The organism is Wolbachia endosymbiont (group A) of Dendrolimus pini (assembly GCF_964026835.1).
GTDB classification, from domain to species: Bacteria; Pseudomonadota; Alphaproteobacteria; order Rickettsiales; family Anaplasmataceae; genus Wolbachia; species Wolbachia pipientis.
The window spans coordinates 773,514-790,522 of record NZ_OZ034702.1 but is presented as its reverse complement, the minus strand read 5'-3'; the positions used below and the strand labels follow the sequence as shown (position 1 = coordinate 790,522).

Genomic DNA, 17,009 nt, shown 5'->3' with positions numbered 1-17,009 from the left:
ACCGACAACCGTCATTCCGCTACTCGTTAGCGGAATCTATGCTGAGATACCGCGCACAACTGTACGAACGTTGTAGTTTGGGAGCAATTCCCACCAGTGGGATGTCATCCCAGTGCCCAGACACTGGGATCCAGCTTCTATGCAACTTAATTAAAAACGTTTGTTTTAGCGTAAGACAACTACCTTTAGCTCATCAGCTCAGTTATAAGCAAAATTTCTGGATTCCAGTGTCAAGCACTGGAATGACACCATTTGCTGTGCAATTTATAGCTCTTTCCATAAAAGTCCGGATGTGATAGGATAAGGGTAGATGATGATAAGGAGGTTGAATGCCAGCAGCATATAGTTATGATTTAAGAAAAAAAGCAATGGAAGCGCTAGACGAAGGAGAAAGCAGAGAAACAGTGGCAGCAAGATTTAAGATTGGACGAACTACTTTATGGGAGTGGCAGCAAAGAAGAAAAGAAACAGGAGACTTTCAATCAAAAAAACTTGGAAATGGGGGTTACAATCACAAAATTACCGACTGGGATACCTTTGCCAAATTTGCCAGAGAACACGGAGGAAAGACTCTATCGGAAATGGCTAAACTTTGGAACAACGTTAGTATCCAAACGATCTATCGAGCCCTTAAAAAAATTGGATTTACGCGCAAAAAAAGACATATGGATACAAGGAAAGAAACGAAGAAAAACGTGCTGAATTTTTGAAAATTATAGCGACAAAAGAACCTAAAAACTTAGTGTATATAGATGAGTCTGGCATTGATAACACCGAAGACTACCCCTACGGATATTGCCAGAAAGGACAGCGGTTTTATGCCTTAAAATCTGGAAAGAAAACTCAACGAATCAGTATGGTTGCAGCCTTAAGTGGAAGAAAGATAGTTGTTCCGTTAACCTTTGAAGGCCACTGTAATATGGATGTTTTTAATGGATGGTTTGAGCAATTTTTGACACCGATCTTGGAACCTGGACAGACTGTCATTCTTGACAATGCTACTTTTCATAAGTCTGATAAGATTATCGAGCTTGCTAAAGGGGTTGGTGCAGAAATTTTGTATCTGCCGCCTTATTCTCCAGATTTCAACAAAATTGAGCATCATTGGTTTGCTATAAAAAACAGAGCCAGGAAAAACATTCCTCTATTCGAATCCTTTCGTCATGCTGTTGATTCTGCCTTCCTATGACCTGTTCGGACTATTATGAGAAATGCTATACCTTCAAAAATGAATGTTTGTACAGCTATGGAATGAATCGCGGTATGACGTGTTGCTTGGGTTAGCTATAGATTTCTGAAATGATTTCAAAAAAATGATAACTAAGATTAAAGCGACAACATGAGGTTTCTCAGCTCTGGAAATTTCACATTTAACTGCAAAAATAGATACTTATTTAAAAAATATCCTGTGACTTTCAGTCCTAACTGAAATTCTTGGAATGAGTAGCTGTTTTGTAGGGTATTATTGTATACATCATGCAACATTTGTGGAAAAGGTAGGAGTTTATCTGCATAATAATCTCCTACTTTTTTTGACACTGCTCTACCAGTTTTTGGAGAAATAAATTGCAGATTTTCCTTAACACCTGTTACAGCGCATTTGGATAAGTCTAACTTGAATCCCAATTGCGTAAGAAGCAGAAGCTCTAAGTTAAGATAATGGCTTTGCCAAGACTGATTGTTGTGTTTAATTACATCGATGAAATATCGAAAATTGTCATACAGCATGGCACAGGGTTCACTTTCTGGAAGCACTTTTTCTAAAACAGAGGAGAAAGAAACAATAGTAATGCTTTTTAACCTATCTTGAAAGAAATGATGGAATGGAGATTCGATTAATTCGCACTTAAAAAAACCTAGATTTTCAGGTAACTTAGCACTCCATTCTGCATGTAATAGATTACTTATCTGAAACTTATAATTGCTATTGTTTGTTAGCTTAGTTAATCCCCTGCGCTTTCCATGATTTTTTGTAAATAGAGAAAGAATTAAGTTTTTATCGCCGTATTTTTTAGCAGCTATAATGATGCCTTCATCTTTCCATCTCATTTAGAGTGTATTGACCGTATGATATATAGGATAGTGCACCTAGAGCGTGTAATCCATAAAAATCACTTACTCCGTTACTGTTTGCTTCCAAAGTTTCAAGGCTATGAGAGAGTAAGTTATTGGCTGCCACTCTTCTTCCTGAGCCTGATGCATTTCATACTGAGCTTTTGGTTTGCTAAATAATTGTTTGAATGATTTTAGTAACATTACTTTTCCTCGTCTGAAATTTTGGATAATTCAGCTTCTAATTCTTCTATCGTCGGTAAAGCTGTTTTTATGTTCTCTGGTAGATTTTCAGTTATTCGATATTCTGCTAGCCCTATTGGCTTGTTCATGTCTCGGAGTGTATATTTAGCAAGTACATCGTCTTTAGATTTACATAAGATTAACCCTATAGAAGGTTGATCTGTCGAGTGCTTCAGTAAATCATCAACTGCAGAAAGATAAAAATTCATTTTACCAGCATATTCCGGCTTAAAATCCTTATCTTTTAGTTCAATCACTACGAAGCAACGTAACTTTAAATGATAGAATAATAAATCAATATAAAAGTCTTTATTACCAACATCTAAATGAAATTGTCTACCAACAAATGCAAATCCTTCACCGAGTTCTAACAGAAATTTTTCCATATGCCCTACGAGTCCTTTTTCTACTTCTCTTTCATGAGCATCCTTACCTATACTTAAAAAATCAAAAATATACGGATCCTTAAGAGTTTGATTTGCTAGATCTGATGTTGGATAAGGCAGTTTTTCTTTAAAATTTGTAATTGCTTTACCTTGCCGTTTATGAAGGCCAAGTTCTATCTGCATCACCATAATGTTACGTATGTTCAATAGCTTTTTTTACATAAAATAATCTTATTTCATGACTTTCTATTTTTTCCAAAAGAGTGATATTGTGATACCAAGTTAATTGTGCAAGAGGCTCCTGCACAAATTCAACATCAGGATATTCTTCGGCAAACTTACGCATATACTTCAGATTTCTCATGCTAAAGCCTTTCATTTCTGGAAATGTACTTCTCAAATCCTTACTTAATTGATCAATTACCTTAGCTCCCCAGGTATGTTCTTTTTGGCGTTTTAGGATCTCTGTACCAATATGGTGGTAAAGCAAAATAAGCTTACTATTTACTGCAAGTGCTGCTTTATAACGGTTTGTTGCAATATGATCCTTCAATTGCTCTAAAAATTCTGTATATTCTTTTGCTATAATTTTTGTCATACGGTTCCTTTTAATCCATTATACAATTCCTTTGTCTGTCGAGAAGACAATCTTTCGCTTGCCTTCAGCTTTGAAGGGATTCCTTATTGACTTCAAACTCGTCCATCAACTAAAATATATTGACTTTACGTGCAATATTAGCTTTAAACCAGTAAAACAAGCTGCTTAACATATGCGTTTTTTCTATTCGAATTATATTCTTTTTTTGTCTTTATGTTGTTTTTTGCTTTTTTCGTTATCTTCAACAAAAGCCCAAACGAATGATACGTTAGCTGTTCCTATACCACAAAGGAAAAAAGAAATAGTTGAGCACACTGTTGTAGCACAACCGAGGCAAATTATCGAAATGCAAGAAGAAGTCATTATTAACGAGGGTAAAGAATTCATTCCAATTCCAAAAAGAAAAAAAAGTGTAGAGAAAAAACTAAGAAGGGATGTTAGAGGGGCAAAAAATGAAATAGGAAACGAAAAAAGCGTTGAGAGCAAAAAGGATGAATTAGTTGTAACAGAAATTATTAACTCTATAAGAGAAAAGCTCACAAAATGCTGGAGCATTCCTGAAAGCATAGCTTACAAAGAAAATTTTAATATAAAAATTAACTTATTGTTATCCAGTCAAGGCGAGATAATTATGGCGGATGTAGCAGACAGTGATTCCTATCGAAATAATCCACTTTTCAGGTCGATAGCAGATAATGCAATGCGTGCAGTATATAAATGTAGCCCATTGACCGGCTTGCCTACTCAGCACCACCACATTTGGCGTGAAGTAACACTAGATTTTATTCTATAGCTAAAGTAATTCTATAATTTAATAAGCCCACTGTATCCGTTCAGGATAGCAGCAAGGTAGTATAACCATAGAGTAAAAGTGAGTTTACAACAAATGGTGTCATCCCAGTGCTTGACACTGGGATGGCTTTGTTGCATCACACTTTATGAGATGGTGATTTATGGTAAATTCATGTAACTATCTCAAATTTAGCCATACCAATATCAGTGAATTTATTAAGCAAATAGCATTTGATTAGCAGTTCTTTTTCTCGATTTATCTCAGATTTATTCCTAAAACTAAATCCGAATATTTGCTTTAATCTTGAGAAAAACCCTTCAATATAAGATCTTTTCCCATAATTTACTTCTTTTTTCCATTCTTTCATGCCATCTTCACCGTATAATTTTATTAACCTAATAGCAGCATTCCTGTCAGACATATAATCTATTTCTGGATGTTCTGCCGCATTGTTTATTGGTGGAATTTTTGTCTTTATATCATATTCGTTACACAACTTATAAAACTTGTGCCTATCACATGCCCTATCTGCATATAGTACTTTTATGGCATGCTGAAAATCAACTTCTTTTAGCAAATCACAAGCTCCATAGTGATCAGAGTAGACACCGTTACTGTATTTTACAGCTATGGCTTTTTTGTTGTTTATATTCAACATTACGTGCAATTTTCTCGTTTGCTCATAGCCACGATATTTTCTGTCAGTGCTATTTTCCTTGCTGTGTGTTGTTGTATATACTAATTCCTGTACTGTCTATAGCAATTTCGATATCTTCCATATTATTTTTATCAATTCTGCAATCATTTATCTTAATATTAAGTTTCTTAAACCTTCTTGATGCTTGTGAATAGCTGATAACTGCCAAATCTCTTCCTATTTGTTGCAAATACCCTTTTATAAACCCGACTGTTTGTCTTAAACCAATTCTAAAGAAACTGACGATTATATGCACCAAAATCACAACTTTATCACTATAAATATAGTTGCCGCCCTGCATTTTTGGACAATTCTCGTACCAATTTTCTATGGCGTCATTGATATAACAAAAAATGCTTCCTCTTTCTTGGAGAAATTTGTTATATTCATGGCAGTTACTGACTCTCATTTTTTGTGGCATATTTTTTCTTCAACAGTTAAATGGCTATTTATAATGAATTTTGTCAGTAACTGCCAGTTCTTTTCACTTGAGCGATGCAACAAAGCCCACTGGGATCCAGTTTTCTTTACAAATTCACCAAAAGTGCTTCATTCTATAACGCAAAACCCATACTTACCAAACCCAATGCATTACTTGCAATTAAGTTTCCTGGATCCAAGTAGTCTGGGCACTGCCGTCATAAAGGAACTAGTGTCAGCTACTTTCATGACACCCTTCTGGTAGGCCCAAATCGCAATGTTCGTACAGTTATGGAATGAACCGCGGTATGACGTAGGAAGATCTGAGCAAACTTTCAATCAGAAACAGCCAAAGATCTCTCTAAGATGTCAGTTTCTTTTGTATCTTCAACTTTACCGTCCTGGTCGAATGAAATTTGCAGAGACTTACTACTATACTTCCTTTTTCCTAAAAAATTGGCTTGTTTAATTTTATATGAGACATAGTACCAAACATTGTCATCGAACTTTGATACTAATGTTGGTGATCCTAAAGTGTGAACCACTTTTTCTTTATCGTCACCTACTTTTATCTTGCTCCACAATTCAACACTAATGCCAGGAGCTCCGTGATTGTGAATAGTGTGAGTGCAGCTCACTGTAAATAATAAAATAAAAGATATTAATACTCGCATTTCTGTTGATAAATTACTTGAAGCTATAATACACTAATAAATTATCTGCCGTCAAATTTCAAAAAAGTTAAATTGACTGATTCTCAATATCACTTAATATAATATTTACTTTAGAAAATAATAGGTGTCTTATGTCATTGTTAGAAGCAGATCCAATATACAAACCTTTTAATTACCCTTGGGCGTATGATGCGTGGCTGCAGCAACAAAGAATCCATTGGATACCTGAGGAAGTTCCGCTTGCTGATGACGTAAAGGATTGGAAAACTAAACTTTCAAGTGTAGAAAAAAATCTACTAACCCAGATCTTTAGATTTTTTACTCAGGCAGACATTGAAGTAAATAACTGCTACATGAGGCATTATTCAAATATATTTAAGCCAACGGAAATATGCATGATGCTTGCAAGCTTTTCCAATATGGAAACTATACACATTGCAGCTTATTCTTATCTTTTAGACACAATTGGCATGCCAGAAAGCGAGTATCAAGCATTCTTAAAGTATGATGCTATGAGAAAGAAGTATGAATACATGTTAGAATTCGAGGAAAGCAAAAAACACGATAAAAAACATGTAGCTAAAACTCTAGCGGTGTTTGGTGCATTTACCGAGGGGTTGCAGTTATTCGCATCATTTGCAATTTTGCTCAATTTTCAACGCTTTGGAAAAATGAAAGGCATGGGACAAATAATTGCCTGGTCAGCCCGTGATGAAACTTTGCACACCAATTCAATTATCATGTTGTTTAATACATTTATTAAAGAGAATAATGAAATTTGGGACGACGAGTTTAAAGAGGAATTATATTCTGCATGCCGCACTATTGTTGAGCTTGAGGATGAGTTTATAAAGCTTGCTTTTAATTTCGGAGACGTTGAAGGACTATCTGCAGAAGAAGTGCGCAATTACATACGCTACGTAGCAAACAGACGGTTAATGCAATTAGGTCTTGAGTCCATATATGATGTTAATGATAATCCTATTCCGTGGCTTGATGAAATACTAAATGGCGTGGAACATACGAATTTCTTTGAAAATAGAGTAACAGAGTATAGCCGTGCAGCAACTCAAGGCACATGGGAGGAGGCTTTTACTGAAAACGACACGAATAATAAGTGAGTGCTAATTTCACTCTTCTTTGTCATTCCAGTGTCAGCTACTTTCATTACGTCATTTGCTGTTCAGTTTAGACAGTTTTGCTTTACTTAACAACTAACTTACCATATATATGTCCATAGGACATTGGTATATAAGAACGTGCTACAACTATTAATCTTACTCACGGTCATCACTTCAGTTGCATTCTTTGGTCATTTAGTTCCAATGGAAGCAAAAACCTTCTTGTACTCAACGAGCCTGAGTATAAAAGAGGTTTTGCTATTTATAATGCCTTTTATTATTTTTGCGTTAATCTTTAGCAGTGTTAACAATCTTAAGCAGTCAGCTATAAAGTTCATATTGTTACTTATTATAATGATCTTCTTGTCAAATCTGGCTTCAAGTTTAATAGCTTATTCTGTTGGGCATTTTATCATACAAAACACTCATTCAATACAAGATATAACGTATGAAGAAACAATTGTTCCCTTATGGTCGTTTAGGCTGCCTGCATTGCTTTCTAATTTTTATGCCCTTGCCTGTGGATTTGTGTCCAGCATAGTAGTGTCCACACTGCTACCCAAGAAAAGCAAAGAGCTTTCGAACAAAATGTTAGATTTAACTCTCTTTATTTTGAAGACGTTTTTGACGCCGATTATTCCAATATTTGTACTTGGGCTTGCTTTAAAAATGCAGCATGATCAAGTTTTATCTATAATATTTAAGGATTACTCAATAATTTTCATTATTATAGCATCTGCAACCTACCTTTATGTTTTCCTCTTATATGGAGCAGCAAATTCATTCAAGATCACAAGCTGGATAGCTAGTATAGGCAATATGATACCGGCATTTATTACTGCAATGAGCACAATGTCTAGTAATGCAACTATGCCACTTACTCTTGAAGGAAGCAAAAAAAATGTAAAGCAACCTGACATAGCATCGTCTGTTGTACCAATAACTGCTAGCTTTCATTTAGTAGGTGATTGCTTTTTTATCATAATATTATCAATGATAATTGCCTCCGGTTATTCATTGTTCACAATAGATTATGTAACTTTTCTTCTCTATTTTTTGTTATTTAAGTTTGCTATCGTGGCAGTGCCGGCAGGAGGAATTATGGTAATGCTACCTATTCTTGAGAAATATCTCAAATTCTCTCCAGAAATGCTTTCGTTAATTACAGCATTGTATATAGTGTTTGATCCAATAATCACTTCAGCAAATGTTATGGGTAATGGTGCCTTTACTATAATATTTTCAAAACTCTATGATAAGCTTAAGTAATGTCTATTTTAGCGATTGATACTGTAGGTATTGGTAGTTCAATAGCAATAGTTGATTATGATGGTAACTGTTTTGTAGAGCACAATTCCACCAGCAATAGTCATGCAGAATCATTTTTTCAAATACTAAGTACTTTATTTGATAAGCACAACTATAATTATGATAAAATAGATCATTTGGCGGTAGTAGTTGGACCAGGAAGTTTCACTGGAATTAGAGTTGGTATATCAGCTGCACAAGGTATAAATCTTGCTACAAATAAGCCGTTATACGGGGTTAGTGCGCTGGAAGTTCAAGCCTACGCAATATCTTTGCTTTGTGCAAATAGCAAAAAAAATATCAGAGCTATAATCAAAAATGCTCAAGGGTTTTATACACAGTTATTTGATTTCAATTTATTGCCGCTGTCTGTTCCAACTGCAGCATGTGACCCTGGTTACGCTACAAGCAGTACACATATGGATTGCAATTTAAATGCTAGCCATGCAGGGCTATTAGTTCATTATAGACTGAAGAACAAGCAAAAATTAAATGAAGTTGAAGCTCTATATTTAAATGAGCCTCAGTATATGAAATTGCTATAGACTATTTTTTTGCATACACGCAATTTGGCTAAGCTTGTGCATCTGGTTTACTATCTCTTGAGCTACTTCTTTTATACTCATATTTGAATTTTCTATCTCTATAGCACTCGGTGGTGTAAATAAATTGTTAATCCTACATTGCTCTATCATGCTATTTAGATTAATCACCTTCCTATTTTTTCTTTGCCTTTTTAATGCAATACGCTTTTGTAATGTCGGTAGATCACACCTAAGTACCACAGGAAGGATTTCTGTGTTCATTTTTTTACTAAGCCTTACTATTGAATCATACATCCTCATGTTCTGGTCATTATTTTCCATCAACTCATCAATAAATATGTAATTTTTTGAGTGAATCGGATAATTTTCTATTACCTGAAGCATAATTTGCATAATGCCATATATTCTATCTTGAACTTCTTTAGGTATTTGATCACGTTCAAAGACACCATCGTATATAGAGCAAGCTTGAACATTGTTATAGAACTTGCTATTTACAATTAATGCGTCTATCATATTAGATAATTCTATTGCTGTGGAAAGTTTACCACTTCCCGAAAGACCAGAGAGATATATGAAAAATCCTGCTGGCTGTTTTTTTGTGTTAATATTTACCATATTATTTTCAATCTTGAAACTTACATTTATAATAACATAAAAATGAAGCTTTAAAACATATGAAATATTATATAGAAAATTATTTTTGTAGTTAAGATATTATATAATTTAAAAACATAAATTCTGTATATAAACTCTATAATAACGATAACTATTTTTAAGCAAGCTACAACACAAAAGTGTTTGGTATTCAGAAAGCAAGACAGAGTGGCATAGACTTATTAGTTTACTACAAGTCTCTTTTCGCGTATAAACCTTCAGAAGATTCTAACAGAGGATTGTGTTGTTAACAAAGAGCAGAGTAAAAAGGGATCTAGTCTATGCCTATCAGATTTTGTCCTACCTTAAGTTCGATGATCATACATATACTCACCTTTCAGTGCGTTCTGAAGATCAAAAGTCGTTTTATATTTATCCGTTTGGTATGCGTTTTGATGAAGTAGATGAACGTTCGTTAATGAAAGTATCATTTGATGGAGATGTAATTGAAGGCAAAGAATATCAATATAATAGAACTGGCTATATAATTCATGGTTTTGTTTATCAAGCAAGGAAAGATATTCAAGCAATTTTTCACTTGCATACACCTTCTATTGTAGCGGTTTCTTCTCTCAAAGATGGGCTGCTTCCTATAAGTCAATGGGCACTGCACTTTTACAATAAAATCTCTTACCATAATTATAATTCCCTAGCACTTAGCGATACAGAAGGAAAGAGGTTAATAGCTGATCTGAAAGAAAATTTTGTCATGTTAATGCGTAATCATGGATCTATAACGTGTGGTCGGACTATACAAGAAGCAATGTTCTACACATATCATTTAGAACGAGCGTGCAAAACTCAATGTTTAACGTTACCAATGAATAAGGAGTTATCAATTCCAAGTGAAGAAATTTGCTCAAAAGCTGTAAAGGATCTCCTATCTTTTGAAAGCAATCTTGGTGAGAGGGATTGGCACGCATGGGTTAGACTAATTAAAAGTAAGTTGTAAGAGACTTTCGCACTACTATCTGTCATCCAAGTAGTGACCTTACCCAGAAAAAGTAGAGAGAAAGTTAAGACGTTTTTGGAGTAAAATAAAACGTTTTTTCAAAATATGACAAATAGAAGAGAATATACAGCAGAATTCAAATTAGAAGCTGTTAAGCTGGTTAAAGAAACAGGTCAAGCAAGTACAAAAATAGCAAAAGATCTAGGTATAGATGGCAGTATGTTAAGTAAGAAAATATGATGGAAAAATGTCTGGAGCATACGCATTTCCAGGCAAAGGCTCCTTATGACAAAGAAAGATTTGATCTAAAAAAAGAACTAACAAGAGAAAGAGACATCTTAAAAAAAGCCCTGGGCAAAGAAAAAGAGTAAAGTATTCTTTTATATAGAAATTGCTATAAAACACAGGAACTATGTAGGGTTTTGTACTGGTGGTATGGGTTGCTAAGGAAAAAAGCAGTAAAGAATTAGCAAAAGAAGGGCTTCTAGCAGATATTCAAAAAATACATCAAGCTTCTAAATGCAGATATGGAGCCCCTAAAATTCACGCTGAATTAAAAGCTTTAGGCAAAAATTAAAACAGTACAAAGTGTTATGCAAGAAAATGGCATTAAAGCCAAGCTTAGACGAAGGTTCAAAAATAAAAAACAGCAAATAAGCAACCGAGTTGTGGCTCCGAACACATTGGATCAAAATTTTACTACTGATCAGCCAAATAAAGTTTGGGATTACCTACATAAAAACTAAAGAAGGTTGTTGGCGGCAATAATTGACCTATATTCACGCATGGTGGTTAATGAGTAACATGATAATTAGTTATAGATTCTTTATTGATGGCCGTTGATAAACGCAAGCCCGATAAAAATCTGCTGTTACATAGCGATCAAGGGTCACAGTATACCTCTCAAAATTACCAATTTCTATTGAATACAAAAAACATCATTTCCAGCATGAGCCATAAGGGCTGTTGTTACGATAACTCTGTTGCAGAAAAGTTCACTTAAAAGGGAGCTGCTTATTGATACTTCTCGCTCAACAAACCAGAACTGCCATATTTGAATACATAGAAATCTTTTATAACAAATAACGTAGACATTCTACTATTAACTATTGCATTCCTGCACAATTTATTCTCATGATAAAAACGTCTTAACTTTCTCTCTACTTTTTCTGGGTAAGGTCACCTCTTTAGGTGCTCCTTTTTTCTTTCTTATACACACAAAAATCATATAGAATTGTAAATACAGCTTTTTTATTCTGATGCTTTTCAATTCTATAGCTCTGGTTGTCTCTCTATTACTATTTTTCTACATTATCGTAAAAAAACTGAGCGAAAAGAAAGCAAACCTTGAGGGTAATTTATGTAAATTAGAGCAAGAACTTCAAGAAACAAAGCAAACTTTGCTTACGAAGAATGAAGAAATAGTTGATTTAAGGGTCAAAAAAGCAGAACTTGAAGTAACTCTGCAAAAAGAACGTGAGGAAAAGAAAAAGGAAATAGAATTACTAACAAAAGCAGAGGAGAGATTAACAAACACTTTTAAAGCGCTCTCTCTTGATGCTTTGCAAACAAATAACAATAATTTTCTGAACTTAGCAAAGGAAGTAATCGATAGTAAATTAAAAGAAACGGAAAGCGATTTCAAAAAAAGACAAGCAACGATCAACGAAGTTGTAACTCCAATAAAAGAAAAATTAGAAAAATTCGATAATGAAATACGTGAGCTAGAAAAGGAGAGGGTAGGGGCCTATGAAGGTTTAAAGGAGCAAATTGGAGCGCTGATGAACCAAACTTCCAACCTTGCTAATGCCCTGAGGAAACCTCACATTAGGGGCAAATGGGGTGAAATGCAACTCAAAAGAGTGGTAGAAATGGCAGGAATGATTGAGTATTGCGATTTTTTTACTCAGCCGTCAGTGATTGATAAAAACGAGGATAATTTATTGCGTCCTGATTTAATAATCAAAATGCCATCTGGAAAGCAAATAATAATAGATGCTAAAGTGCCGCTTGATTCTTACATGGATGCTATATCACAAAATGATTTGCAAATACAAAAGGAGAAATTAAAGAACCATTCCCTGGCAATAAAAAAACACATAAATGATTTGGGTAAAAAAGAGTATTGGAATCAATTTGAAAATACGCCAGAACTTGTGGTGCTTTTCTTAACAGGGGAGGGGGTTTTTAGCGCAGCACTGGAATATGAGCCTGCTTTGATAGAGATTGGAGTGGAAAAAAAAGTGATCATTGCAACACCGATCACTCTAATTGCGTTGCTGAGAGCAATAGCGTATGGATGGAAGCAAGAGATGATAGCTGAAAACGCAAAGAAAATCAGTGAACTAGGTCATATTTTATATGAGCGCATTTGCACAATGGGTGAAAACTTTGATAATTTGCGCAGGAGCTTAAAAAGTGCTGTTGATCATTATAATAAAACTGCTGGCTCTCTTGAAGCAAGGGTGTTTCCTGCTGCTCGAGAATTCAATAAGCTTGGTATACATGCAAAAAATAAAAGTTTAAGTGCTGCAAAGGAATTAGAGTCTTTACCACGCAGTTTACATACTGAGGAGCTGAAAGTAGATTAGGCATCTTAACAGGGAGTGTTAAATAAACCATACGCGTCAAGTTAAGGAATGTAGAGAGCTTAAAGTAGATACCCTGGTCTTCCTATATCTGTCTTTCAAAGAAAACTTTGACCAGATTATAGTAAGCTTTTTTAGAAAAATTTTTAAATTATTGACAATATTGTTTAATATCAAAAAGAGCTCTCTAACCCGCCTTTTCAATTCAATAAATGCCTTTGTTAAACTGAGCTCCGTGTTCTTTTTTAGTTTTACACAGCCAACCATTTCGTGAAATACGAGAATAGCACATAATTTTGCGTGTAGCTCGCACAATACTCTAAATGGATTTGTCTTTCCTTTTAGTTTATCAAGATTGATATGACTTTTATATAGTTTAAATAGTAATTCGATTTGCCATCTTACTCTATAAACCGTCAATATTTGTTCAGCATTAATTTTACTCTCTGGAACATTAGTTATAAATATTGACCAATCTAATAACTTTTGATTCTTTTGAGAAGATGTATATCCATGTGACTTTGCTAATTTATTAGCCTTTCTTCTTCTAGCCATAGACTGTTCTTCAGTTAGCTTTTGACATATAATTCTTACCTTAATTTTTACTTCCTTTCCTAATAATACTTCTTTTTCTGAAGATAATTGACCTTCTAAATACTCCAATAGCTCTATTTTTTGATTTGTTTCTATATCATATATATTGGTATCAGACTTATAACGACTAACAAAATATGCACCTGCTTCATCAATCTGTTTAAAAGAACTAGGCACAAAGTAGCCCAAGTCAAATATTAGCAAATCATTGGCTGATAAACCGTTCAGATAATCCCTATAACCTTGATCCGACCTTATTCCTTCCATAAAATTTAACTTATCTAGCGCTTGATTCAGGTAATCAAAGACTAACTGTAGCTTTATTCCTGATTTGGTATTATTCTCACAATCTCTATAGCTACTGCCATATCCTTTGTACATATCTTCCATGCTACTGGGCAGGCTAATGTAGCTGCTATCCAATAATTTAACGCTTCCAAATTGCTGTAAAATTTTGCAATCAATCTGTAGACTTTTTTTAAATAAACACAAAGCTTCGTTATACATTTTTTTCATGAACTCAACTGCTTCTTCACTAAACCTAAAATCTAAACCCTGTTTTGTAATTTCTATCGAGTCTTCATTTAGCAATTGGCACATTGTTTCTATGCTGCAATCATCAACTCCTATGTTACCAAAAACCATAGCTTTTATGAATGATGAGCCATTAAGTTTTCTCTTTCTTTTTATAAAACCTACTGCAATTGATATTTCGTCTGCTTTTTCATTAAAGAATTCATTGAGGTCTTTTGATAAGCAAGCTATTCTGTCCATTGTAAGTTCTCTCATTCATATATCCAAGAGAATTTATACCTTATTATTTTCCTTCACTCTATCAACTTTACTTACACTTTTCCTTAACTTGACGCGTATGGTTTATTTAACACTCCCTCACTTCATTATAGAGAACGGCCTACTGTTTCTTCAAGACTTGAAGCTTTTCTCATTTTTTCGCGCTTTGCCCAAGGGCCCACTTTTGTTGCATCAGATTGACTAATTGTTTCAGAACGAATCAACTCTCCAGATCTAGTAAAAAAACCTCGTTCAATAGCATCACGTACTGAACACCCACCAAGCAAACATTTTTCCCCTATTCGTTCCTCACAATTCTGTAATTTTTTCCACTTTTCTTGATCTTCTACTTCTACCTTTATTAGATTTTGCTTATCAGGGTATAATCTCACTTCCAACTCTCCCAAGCCAGTATCGAAAGTCAATACTATATTACTACCATCTGCTAGGCCTACATAATTCCTTATAGCGTTTTCCGTTATAATTTCTACCTCACTCTTACCTATCTTTATTATATTTCTTCCGTATTGTACACCTTCCTGAGTGATACCTAAACCCCTTGCTCCATTTGTAATCTTTGCAACATCTACTTTACTATCCTGTGAATATTCAAGACAGAGAGTAGAGTTGTCAATTTTTACGTCTCTTACCTTACCACTTGTTGCGCTTTGAACGATTGTTATGAAATCTAAAGCACGATTCTCATAATCTGCATAAGCGTTTTTCATATTAGCTTTGTGGCTTTCAAACTCTTCCAGTTCGTCAATTACATATATACTGCTTATGTTGTACAAAATTGCCCCTTTTGATATCAATTGACATACTATACCACTAGCAACCTCTATATTCCTTGAACCTTCGGAACTCTTTCTTAATTCACTAATCTTTCTTATCACAAAATCTGTAAAACTATATTCCTTTTCATATACCTTTCCGTATATACTACCCTGGTTAGGAAAGTTCAGCCTTACCCCAAGTTCTATAGCTTCGTTTACAACGCGTTTTAACTCATCTATATCTTTGGATTTATTTACCCTACCCAAAAATATTTTCAACTTTTCCGACTGATCTAATATTAAATCATCCCATAGAGTTCTAAGCTTAGGCAAACGTTTTTTGTCCTTCCACTCTTCGTAATCAATCGCTCCTGCTTCTAGCAGCAACTTTTTTGCTTCTTTGAAATGAGTTTCATTACCATAACAAGCCTCCCTAATCTTTTGAAAAACTCGAGACTTTCCTTCGCAATCACGAAGATTGAGAATCTCTTTAAGACCTTCATTTCCTTTGTGCTGATTGAAAAACTTTCTTAGTCGATTAGTGTTAAAGCTATGACCACAAATACCTTCTAAATCATTTTTTGCTTCCAATTGCTCCTGAGTTAAAAAGATCTGTTCTAAAAGATTCACTTCAAAAGGTTTTTTGTTAATAATTACAATGTCTAGAGGAGTTTTTCCTTGTCTGTCAGTTTGACCACGTGCTCCTTTTTTCAGAAGCAAAGGTATATTTAAAGTATTATAATAAGCAGCATAGTGCAAAGGTGTTTGCCCTTCACTGTTAACTATGTTAGGATCAGCACCAGATTTTGAAAGTAAAGTCATAAATGCACTAACTGCACAACCTATGTCTTTTTCCACTGCTAAATACTCCATACCTTGTATTACATGTAGTATTGTCAATTTGGATTCTCCCCTTTGAAGATTGAGAACAGCTTTTAGATCATCACCTTTGTTATCGTGTAAAAAGTCCTCAAACCTTGTAATGTCACAAAATGGAAAGTCTGTAAGAAGATTTAACAGTGCCTTATTCAAATTTTTTTGGTTATCTTTTAAATCAGGTACGTTGAAAGACCAATCAGATATTAAATTTTTGAATTTTTCCCTTTTAATAATAGAGGTCAAAGAGCTGTTATCACTAAGCAGCAACGAGTATTTAATTGACTCATACTTATCATCTACCCGCCCCTCCTTCTGTTCCACCTTTACCTCCTTTAAATACTCTGTATCATCATCTTTGATGCGTTTAACTAGATCCTTTAAAAATTCAATATCTCTGTTTTCCAGTAAAGGGAATGCTCCCTTCTTCATGAGAATCGAGACCATTTGTGTACTTCGTCCAGCTAAGTATAATGGAGTGCGCCGTTTTTCATCTAACGCATTAACATCAGCTCCATTGTTTATAAGATACTCTACTATTTTTATTTTTTGGCTCAAGACAGCATGATGTAGAGGAGTGCTTCCGTCATTATACTTCTTATTAACACTTGCTCCATTTTTTATTAGGATCTCTACCATTCTTGTGTTCCCTTGCAAGATAGCATAATATAATGGATCACGACTGTACGCATCAATTGTGTTAACATCAGCTCCTCCTTTTATAAGGGCTTCTACCATTTGTTTATTGTTTTTTAAAACAGCAAGATGTAATTGGCAGAATGTACCTGGATCTACTTGTTTTGATCTCTCTTCTATTTTACTAACTACATTACTCTTACTTAAACCAACATCAGCGTTAGCAGAAGTTAATGCTTCCTGCAATTTATTCAATTCCATAACTCCACCTCGGTTAAAAATACTACACACCATTTTCACA

Annotated in this window: 20 protein-coding genes and 1 pseudogene; 12 read left to right on the top strand and 9 right to left on the bottom strand. The window is 34.5% G+C overall.

From position 1 onward, the window contains the following. Positions 1 to 38: 38 nt before the first annotated feature. Both AAGD66_RS03910 and AAGD66_RS03905 read left to right on the top strand, forming a co-directional pair. Positions 39 to 296, top strand: coding sequence for a hypothetical protein (locus AAGD66_RS03910; RefSeq protein WP_264723730.1), 258 nt, complete (start codon positions 39 to 41; stop codon positions 294 to 296). Positions 297 to 329: 33 nt separating this feature from the next. Next, positions 330 to 1,189, top strand: a protein-coding gene (locus AAGD66_RS03905) for an IS630 family transposase (RefSeq protein WP_341814422.1) whose coding sequence is annotated in 2 segments (ribosomal slippage) — positions 330 to 654 and positions 654 to 1,189 — 861 coding nt in all. Because the reading frame shifts where the segments join, the coding sequence is not laid out codon by codon here. Between the two features lie 137 nt (positions 1,190 to 1,326). Here the strand turns inward: AAGD66_RS03905 and recO are convergent. The 3 genes and pseudogenes from recO to AAGD66_RS07015 form a co-directional block, all read right to left on the bottom strand. Then, positions 1,327 to 2,049, bottom strand: a complete 723-nt coding sequence (gene recO / locus AAGD66_RS03900; RefSeq protein ID WP_182309188.1) for a DNA repair protein RecO — start codon at positions 2,047 to 2,049, stop codon at positions 1,327 to 1,329. Next, on the bottom strand, positions 2,033 to 2,179 hold the full coding sequence (locus tag AAGD66_RS03895) for a hypothetical protein (RefSeq protein WP_007548499.1): 147 nt from the start codon (positions 2,177 to 2,179) through the stop codon (positions 2,033 to 2,035). Before AAGD66_RS03895 ends, recO begins: the two co-directional genes overlap by 17 nt. Positions 2,180 to 2,255: 76 nt before the next feature. Further along, positions 2,256 to 3,279 (bottom strand): annotated as a pseudogene (locus AAGD66_RS07015) (PDDEXK nuclease domain-containing protein). A 172-nt stretch (positions 3,280 to 3,451) separates the two neighbouring features. On the opposite strand from AAGD66_RS07015, the gene AAGD66_RS03880 reads away from it, so the two are divergent. Further along, entirely contained in the window at positions 3,452 to 4,072 is a 621-nt protein-coding gene (locus AAGD66_RS03880; RefSeq protein WP_006280120.1) for a hypothetical protein, read from the top strand. 169 nt (positions 4,073 to 4,241) lie between these two features. On the opposite strand, the gene AAGD66_RS03875 is transcribed toward AAGD66_RS03880, so the two are convergent. The 3 genes from AAGD66_RS03875 to AAGD66_RS03865 form a co-directional block, all read right to left on the bottom strand. After that, on the bottom strand, positions 4,242 to 4,730 hold the full coding sequence (locus AAGD66_RS03875) for a transposase (protein ID WP_341814421.1): 489 nt from the start codon (positions 4,728 to 4,730) through the stop codon (positions 4,242 to 4,244). A 49-nt stretch (positions 4,731 to 4,779) separates the two neighbouring features. After that, the gene (locus AAGD66_RS03870) at positions 4,780 to 5,190 is read right to left on the bottom strand and encodes a transposase (protein WP_151807722.1); all 411 of its coding nucleotides are present in this window, start codon (positions 5,188 to 5,190) and stop codon (positions 4,780 to 4,782) included. Positions 5,191 to 5,524: 334 nt separating this feature from the next. Continuing rightward, entirely contained in the window at positions 5,525 to 5,863 is a 339-nt protein-coding gene (locus tag AAGD66_RS03865; protein WP_006279908.1) for an outer membrane protein assembly factor BamE, read from the bottom strand. Positions 5,864 to 5,994: 131 nt separating this feature from the next. Here AAGD66_RS03865 and AAGD66_RS03860 point away from each other — a divergent pair, with 131 nt between their 5' ends. The 3 genes from AAGD66_RS03860 to tsaB all read left to right on the top strand — a co-directional run bounded on the left by AAGD66_RS03860 (position 5,995) and on the right by tsaB (position 8,837). Next, on the top strand, positions 5,995 to 6,984 hold the full coding sequence (locus AAGD66_RS03860) for a ribonucleotide-diphosphate reductase subunit beta (protein ID WP_155969016.1): 990 nt from the start codon (positions 5,995 to 5,997) through the stop codon (positions 6,982 to 6,984). A gap of 138 nt (positions 6,985 to 7,122) precedes the next feature. Continuing rightward, positions 7,123 to 8,253, top strand: coding sequence for a cation:dicarboxylate symporter family transporter (locus AAGD66_RS03855; protein ID WP_320157053.1), 1,131 nt, complete (start codon positions 7,123 to 7,125; stop codon positions 8,251 to 8,253). Beyond that, positions 8,253 to 8,837, top strand: a complete 585-nt coding sequence (tsaB, locus tag AAGD66_RS03850; protein WP_264723684.1) for a tRNA (adenosine(37)-N6)-threonylcarbamoyltransferase complex dimerization subunit type 1 TsaB — start codon at positions 8,253 to 8,255, stop codon at positions 8,835 to 8,837. Before AAGD66_RS03855 ends, tsaB begins: the two co-directional genes overlap by 1 nt. Here tsaB and AAGD66_RS03845 read toward each other — a convergent pair. Beyond that, positions 8,832 to 9,455 carry an AAA family ATPase gene (locus tag AAGD66_RS03845; RefSeq protein WP_155969020.1) on the bottom strand — a complete coding sequence of 208 codons (624 nt, stop codon included), beginning with the start codon at positions 9,453 to 9,455 and terminating at the stop codon, positions 8,832 to 8,834. The genes tsaB and AAGD66_RS03845 overlap by 6 nt on opposite strands. A gap of 280 nt (positions 9,456 to 9,735) precedes the next feature. Between AAGD66_RS03845 and AAGD66_RS03840 the strand changes: the two genes are divergently transcribed. From AAGD66_RS03840 to rmuC, 6 genes are all read left to right on the top strand, one after another. Further along, complete coding sequence (locus AAGD66_RS03840; protein WP_264723686.1) at positions 9,736 to 10,446, top strand: class II aldolase/adducin family protein; 711 nt, start codon at positions 9,736 to 9,738, stop codon at positions 10,444 to 10,446. Positions 10,447 to 10,551: 105 nt separating this feature from the next. Further along, positions 10,552 to 10,686, top strand: a complete 135-nt coding sequence (locus tag AAGD66_RS03835) for an IS3 family transposase (RefSeq protein ID WP_007548354.1) — start codon at positions 10,552 to 10,554, stop codon at positions 10,684 to 10,686. After that, positions 10,686 to 10,817 carry a hypothetical protein gene (locus AAGD66_RS03830; protein WP_255356260.1) on the top strand — a complete coding sequence of 44 codons (132 nt, stop codon included), beginning with the start codon at positions 10,686 to 10,688 and terminating at the stop codon, positions 10,815 to 10,817. The genes AAGD66_RS03835 and AAGD66_RS03830 overlap by 1 nt, the downstream gene beginning before the upstream one ends. 59 nt (positions 10,818 to 10,876) lie before the next feature. Then, positions 10,877 to 11,023 (top strand): IS3 family transposase, encoded by a 147-nt coding sequence (locus AAGD66_RS03825; RefSeq protein ID WP_080717648.1) that lies wholly within the window; start codon positions 10,877 to 10,879, stop codon positions 11,021 to 11,023. A 255-nt stretch (positions 11,024 to 11,278) separates the two neighbouring features. Continuing rightward, positions 11,279 to 11,449: a DDE-type integrase/transposase/recombinase gene (locus AAGD66_RS07010; RefSeq protein WP_080717647.1), complete on the top strand. Its 171-nt coding sequence runs from the start codon at positions 11,279 to 11,281 to the stop codon at positions 11,447 to 11,449. Between the two features lie 256 nt (positions 11,450 to 11,705). Then, complete coding sequence (gene rmuC / locus AAGD66_RS03820) at positions 11,706 to 13,037, top strand: DNA recombination protein RmuC (protein WP_151807714.1); 1,332 nt, start codon at positions 11,706 to 11,708, stop codon at positions 13,035 to 13,037. Between the two features lie 36 nt (positions 13,038 to 13,073). On the opposite strand, the gene AAGD66_RS03815 is transcribed toward rmuC, so the two are convergent. Together AAGD66_RS03815 and AAGD66_RS03810 are read right to left on the bottom strand one after the other, a co-directional pair. Beyond that, positions 13,074 to 14,402: an IS4-like element ISWosp9 family transposase gene (locus AAGD66_RS03815; protein WP_341814420.1), complete on the bottom strand. Its 1,329-nt coding sequence runs from the start codon at positions 14,400 to 14,402 to the stop codon at positions 13,074 to 13,076. 125 nt (positions 14,403 to 14,527) lie between these two features. Beyond that, positions 14,528 to 16,969 carry an ankyrin repeat domain-containing protein gene (locus AAGD66_RS03810; protein ID WP_265024599.1) on the bottom strand — a complete coding sequence of 814 codons (2,442 nt, stop codon included), beginning with the start codon at positions 16,967 to 16,969 and terminating at the stop codon, positions 14,528 to 14,530. Positions 16,970 to 17,009: the final 40 nt, after the last annotated feature.

What these genes read in the sequence shown, in the direction of transcription:
- AAGD66_RS03860 (WP_155969016.1), top strand. Translation starts at nt 5,995, where the DNA reads ATGTCATTGTTAGAAGCAGATCCAATATACAAACCTTTTAATTACCCT.
- AAGD66_RS03880 (WP_006280120.1), top strand. Translation starts at nt 3,452, where the DNA reads ATGCGTTTTTTCTATTCGAATTATATTCTTTTTTTGTCTTTATGTTGT.
- AAGD66_RS03910 (WP_264723730.1), top strand. Translation starts at nt 39, where the DNA reads ATGCTGAGATACCGCGCACAACTGTACGAACGTTGTAGTTTGGGAGCA.
- AAGD66_RS03810 (WP_265024599.1), bottom strand. Translation starts at nt 16,969, where the DNA reads ATGGAATTGAATAAATTGCAGGAAGCATTAACTTCTGCTAACGCTGAT.
- AAGD66_RS07010 (WP_080717647.1), top strand. Translation starts at nt 11,279, where the DNA reads ATGGCCGTTGATAAACGCAAGCCCGATAAAAATCTGCTGTTACATAGC.
- AAGD66_RS03865 (WP_006279908.1), bottom strand. Translation starts at nt 5,863, where the DNA reads ATGCGAGTATTAATATCTTTTATTTTATTATTTACAGTGAGCTGCACT.
- AAGD66_RS03815 (WP_341814420.1), bottom strand. Translation starts at nt 14,402, where the DNA reads ATGGACAGAATAGCTTGCTTATCAAAAGACCTCAATGAATTCTTTAAT.
- AAGD66_RS03845 (WP_155969020.1), bottom strand. Translation starts at nt 9,455, where the DNA reads ATGGTAAATATTAACACAAAAAAACAGCCAGCAGGATTTTTCATATAT.
- AAGD66_RS03830 (WP_255356260.1), top strand. Translation starts at nt 10,686, where the DNA reads ATGGAAAAATGTCTGGAGCATACGCATTTCCAGGCAAAGGCTCCTTAT.
- tsaB (WP_264723684.1), top strand. Translation starts at nt 8,253, where the DNA reads ATGTCTATTTTAGCGATTGATACTGTAGGTATTGGTAGTTCAATAGCA.
- recO (WP_182309188.1), bottom strand. Translation starts at nt 2,049, where the DNA reads ATGAGATGGAAAGATGAAGGCATCATTATAGCTGCTAAAAAATACGGC.
- AAGD66_RS03875 (WP_341814421.1), bottom strand. Translation starts at nt 4,730, where the DNA reads ATGTTGAATATAAACAACAAAAAAGCCATAGCTGTAAAATACAGTAAC.
- rmuC (WP_151807714.1), top strand. Translation starts at nt 11,706, where the DNA reads ATGCTTTTCAATTCTATAGCTCTGGTTGTCTCTCTATTACTATTTTTC.
- AAGD66_RS03870 (WP_151807722.1), bottom strand. Translation starts at nt 5,190, where the DNA reads ATGCCACAAAAAATGAGAGTCAGTAACTGCCATGAATATAACAAATTT.
- AAGD66_RS03835 (WP_007548354.1), top strand. Translation starts at nt 10,552, where the DNA reads ATGACAAATAGAAGAGAATATACAGCAGAATTCAAATTAGAAGCTGTT.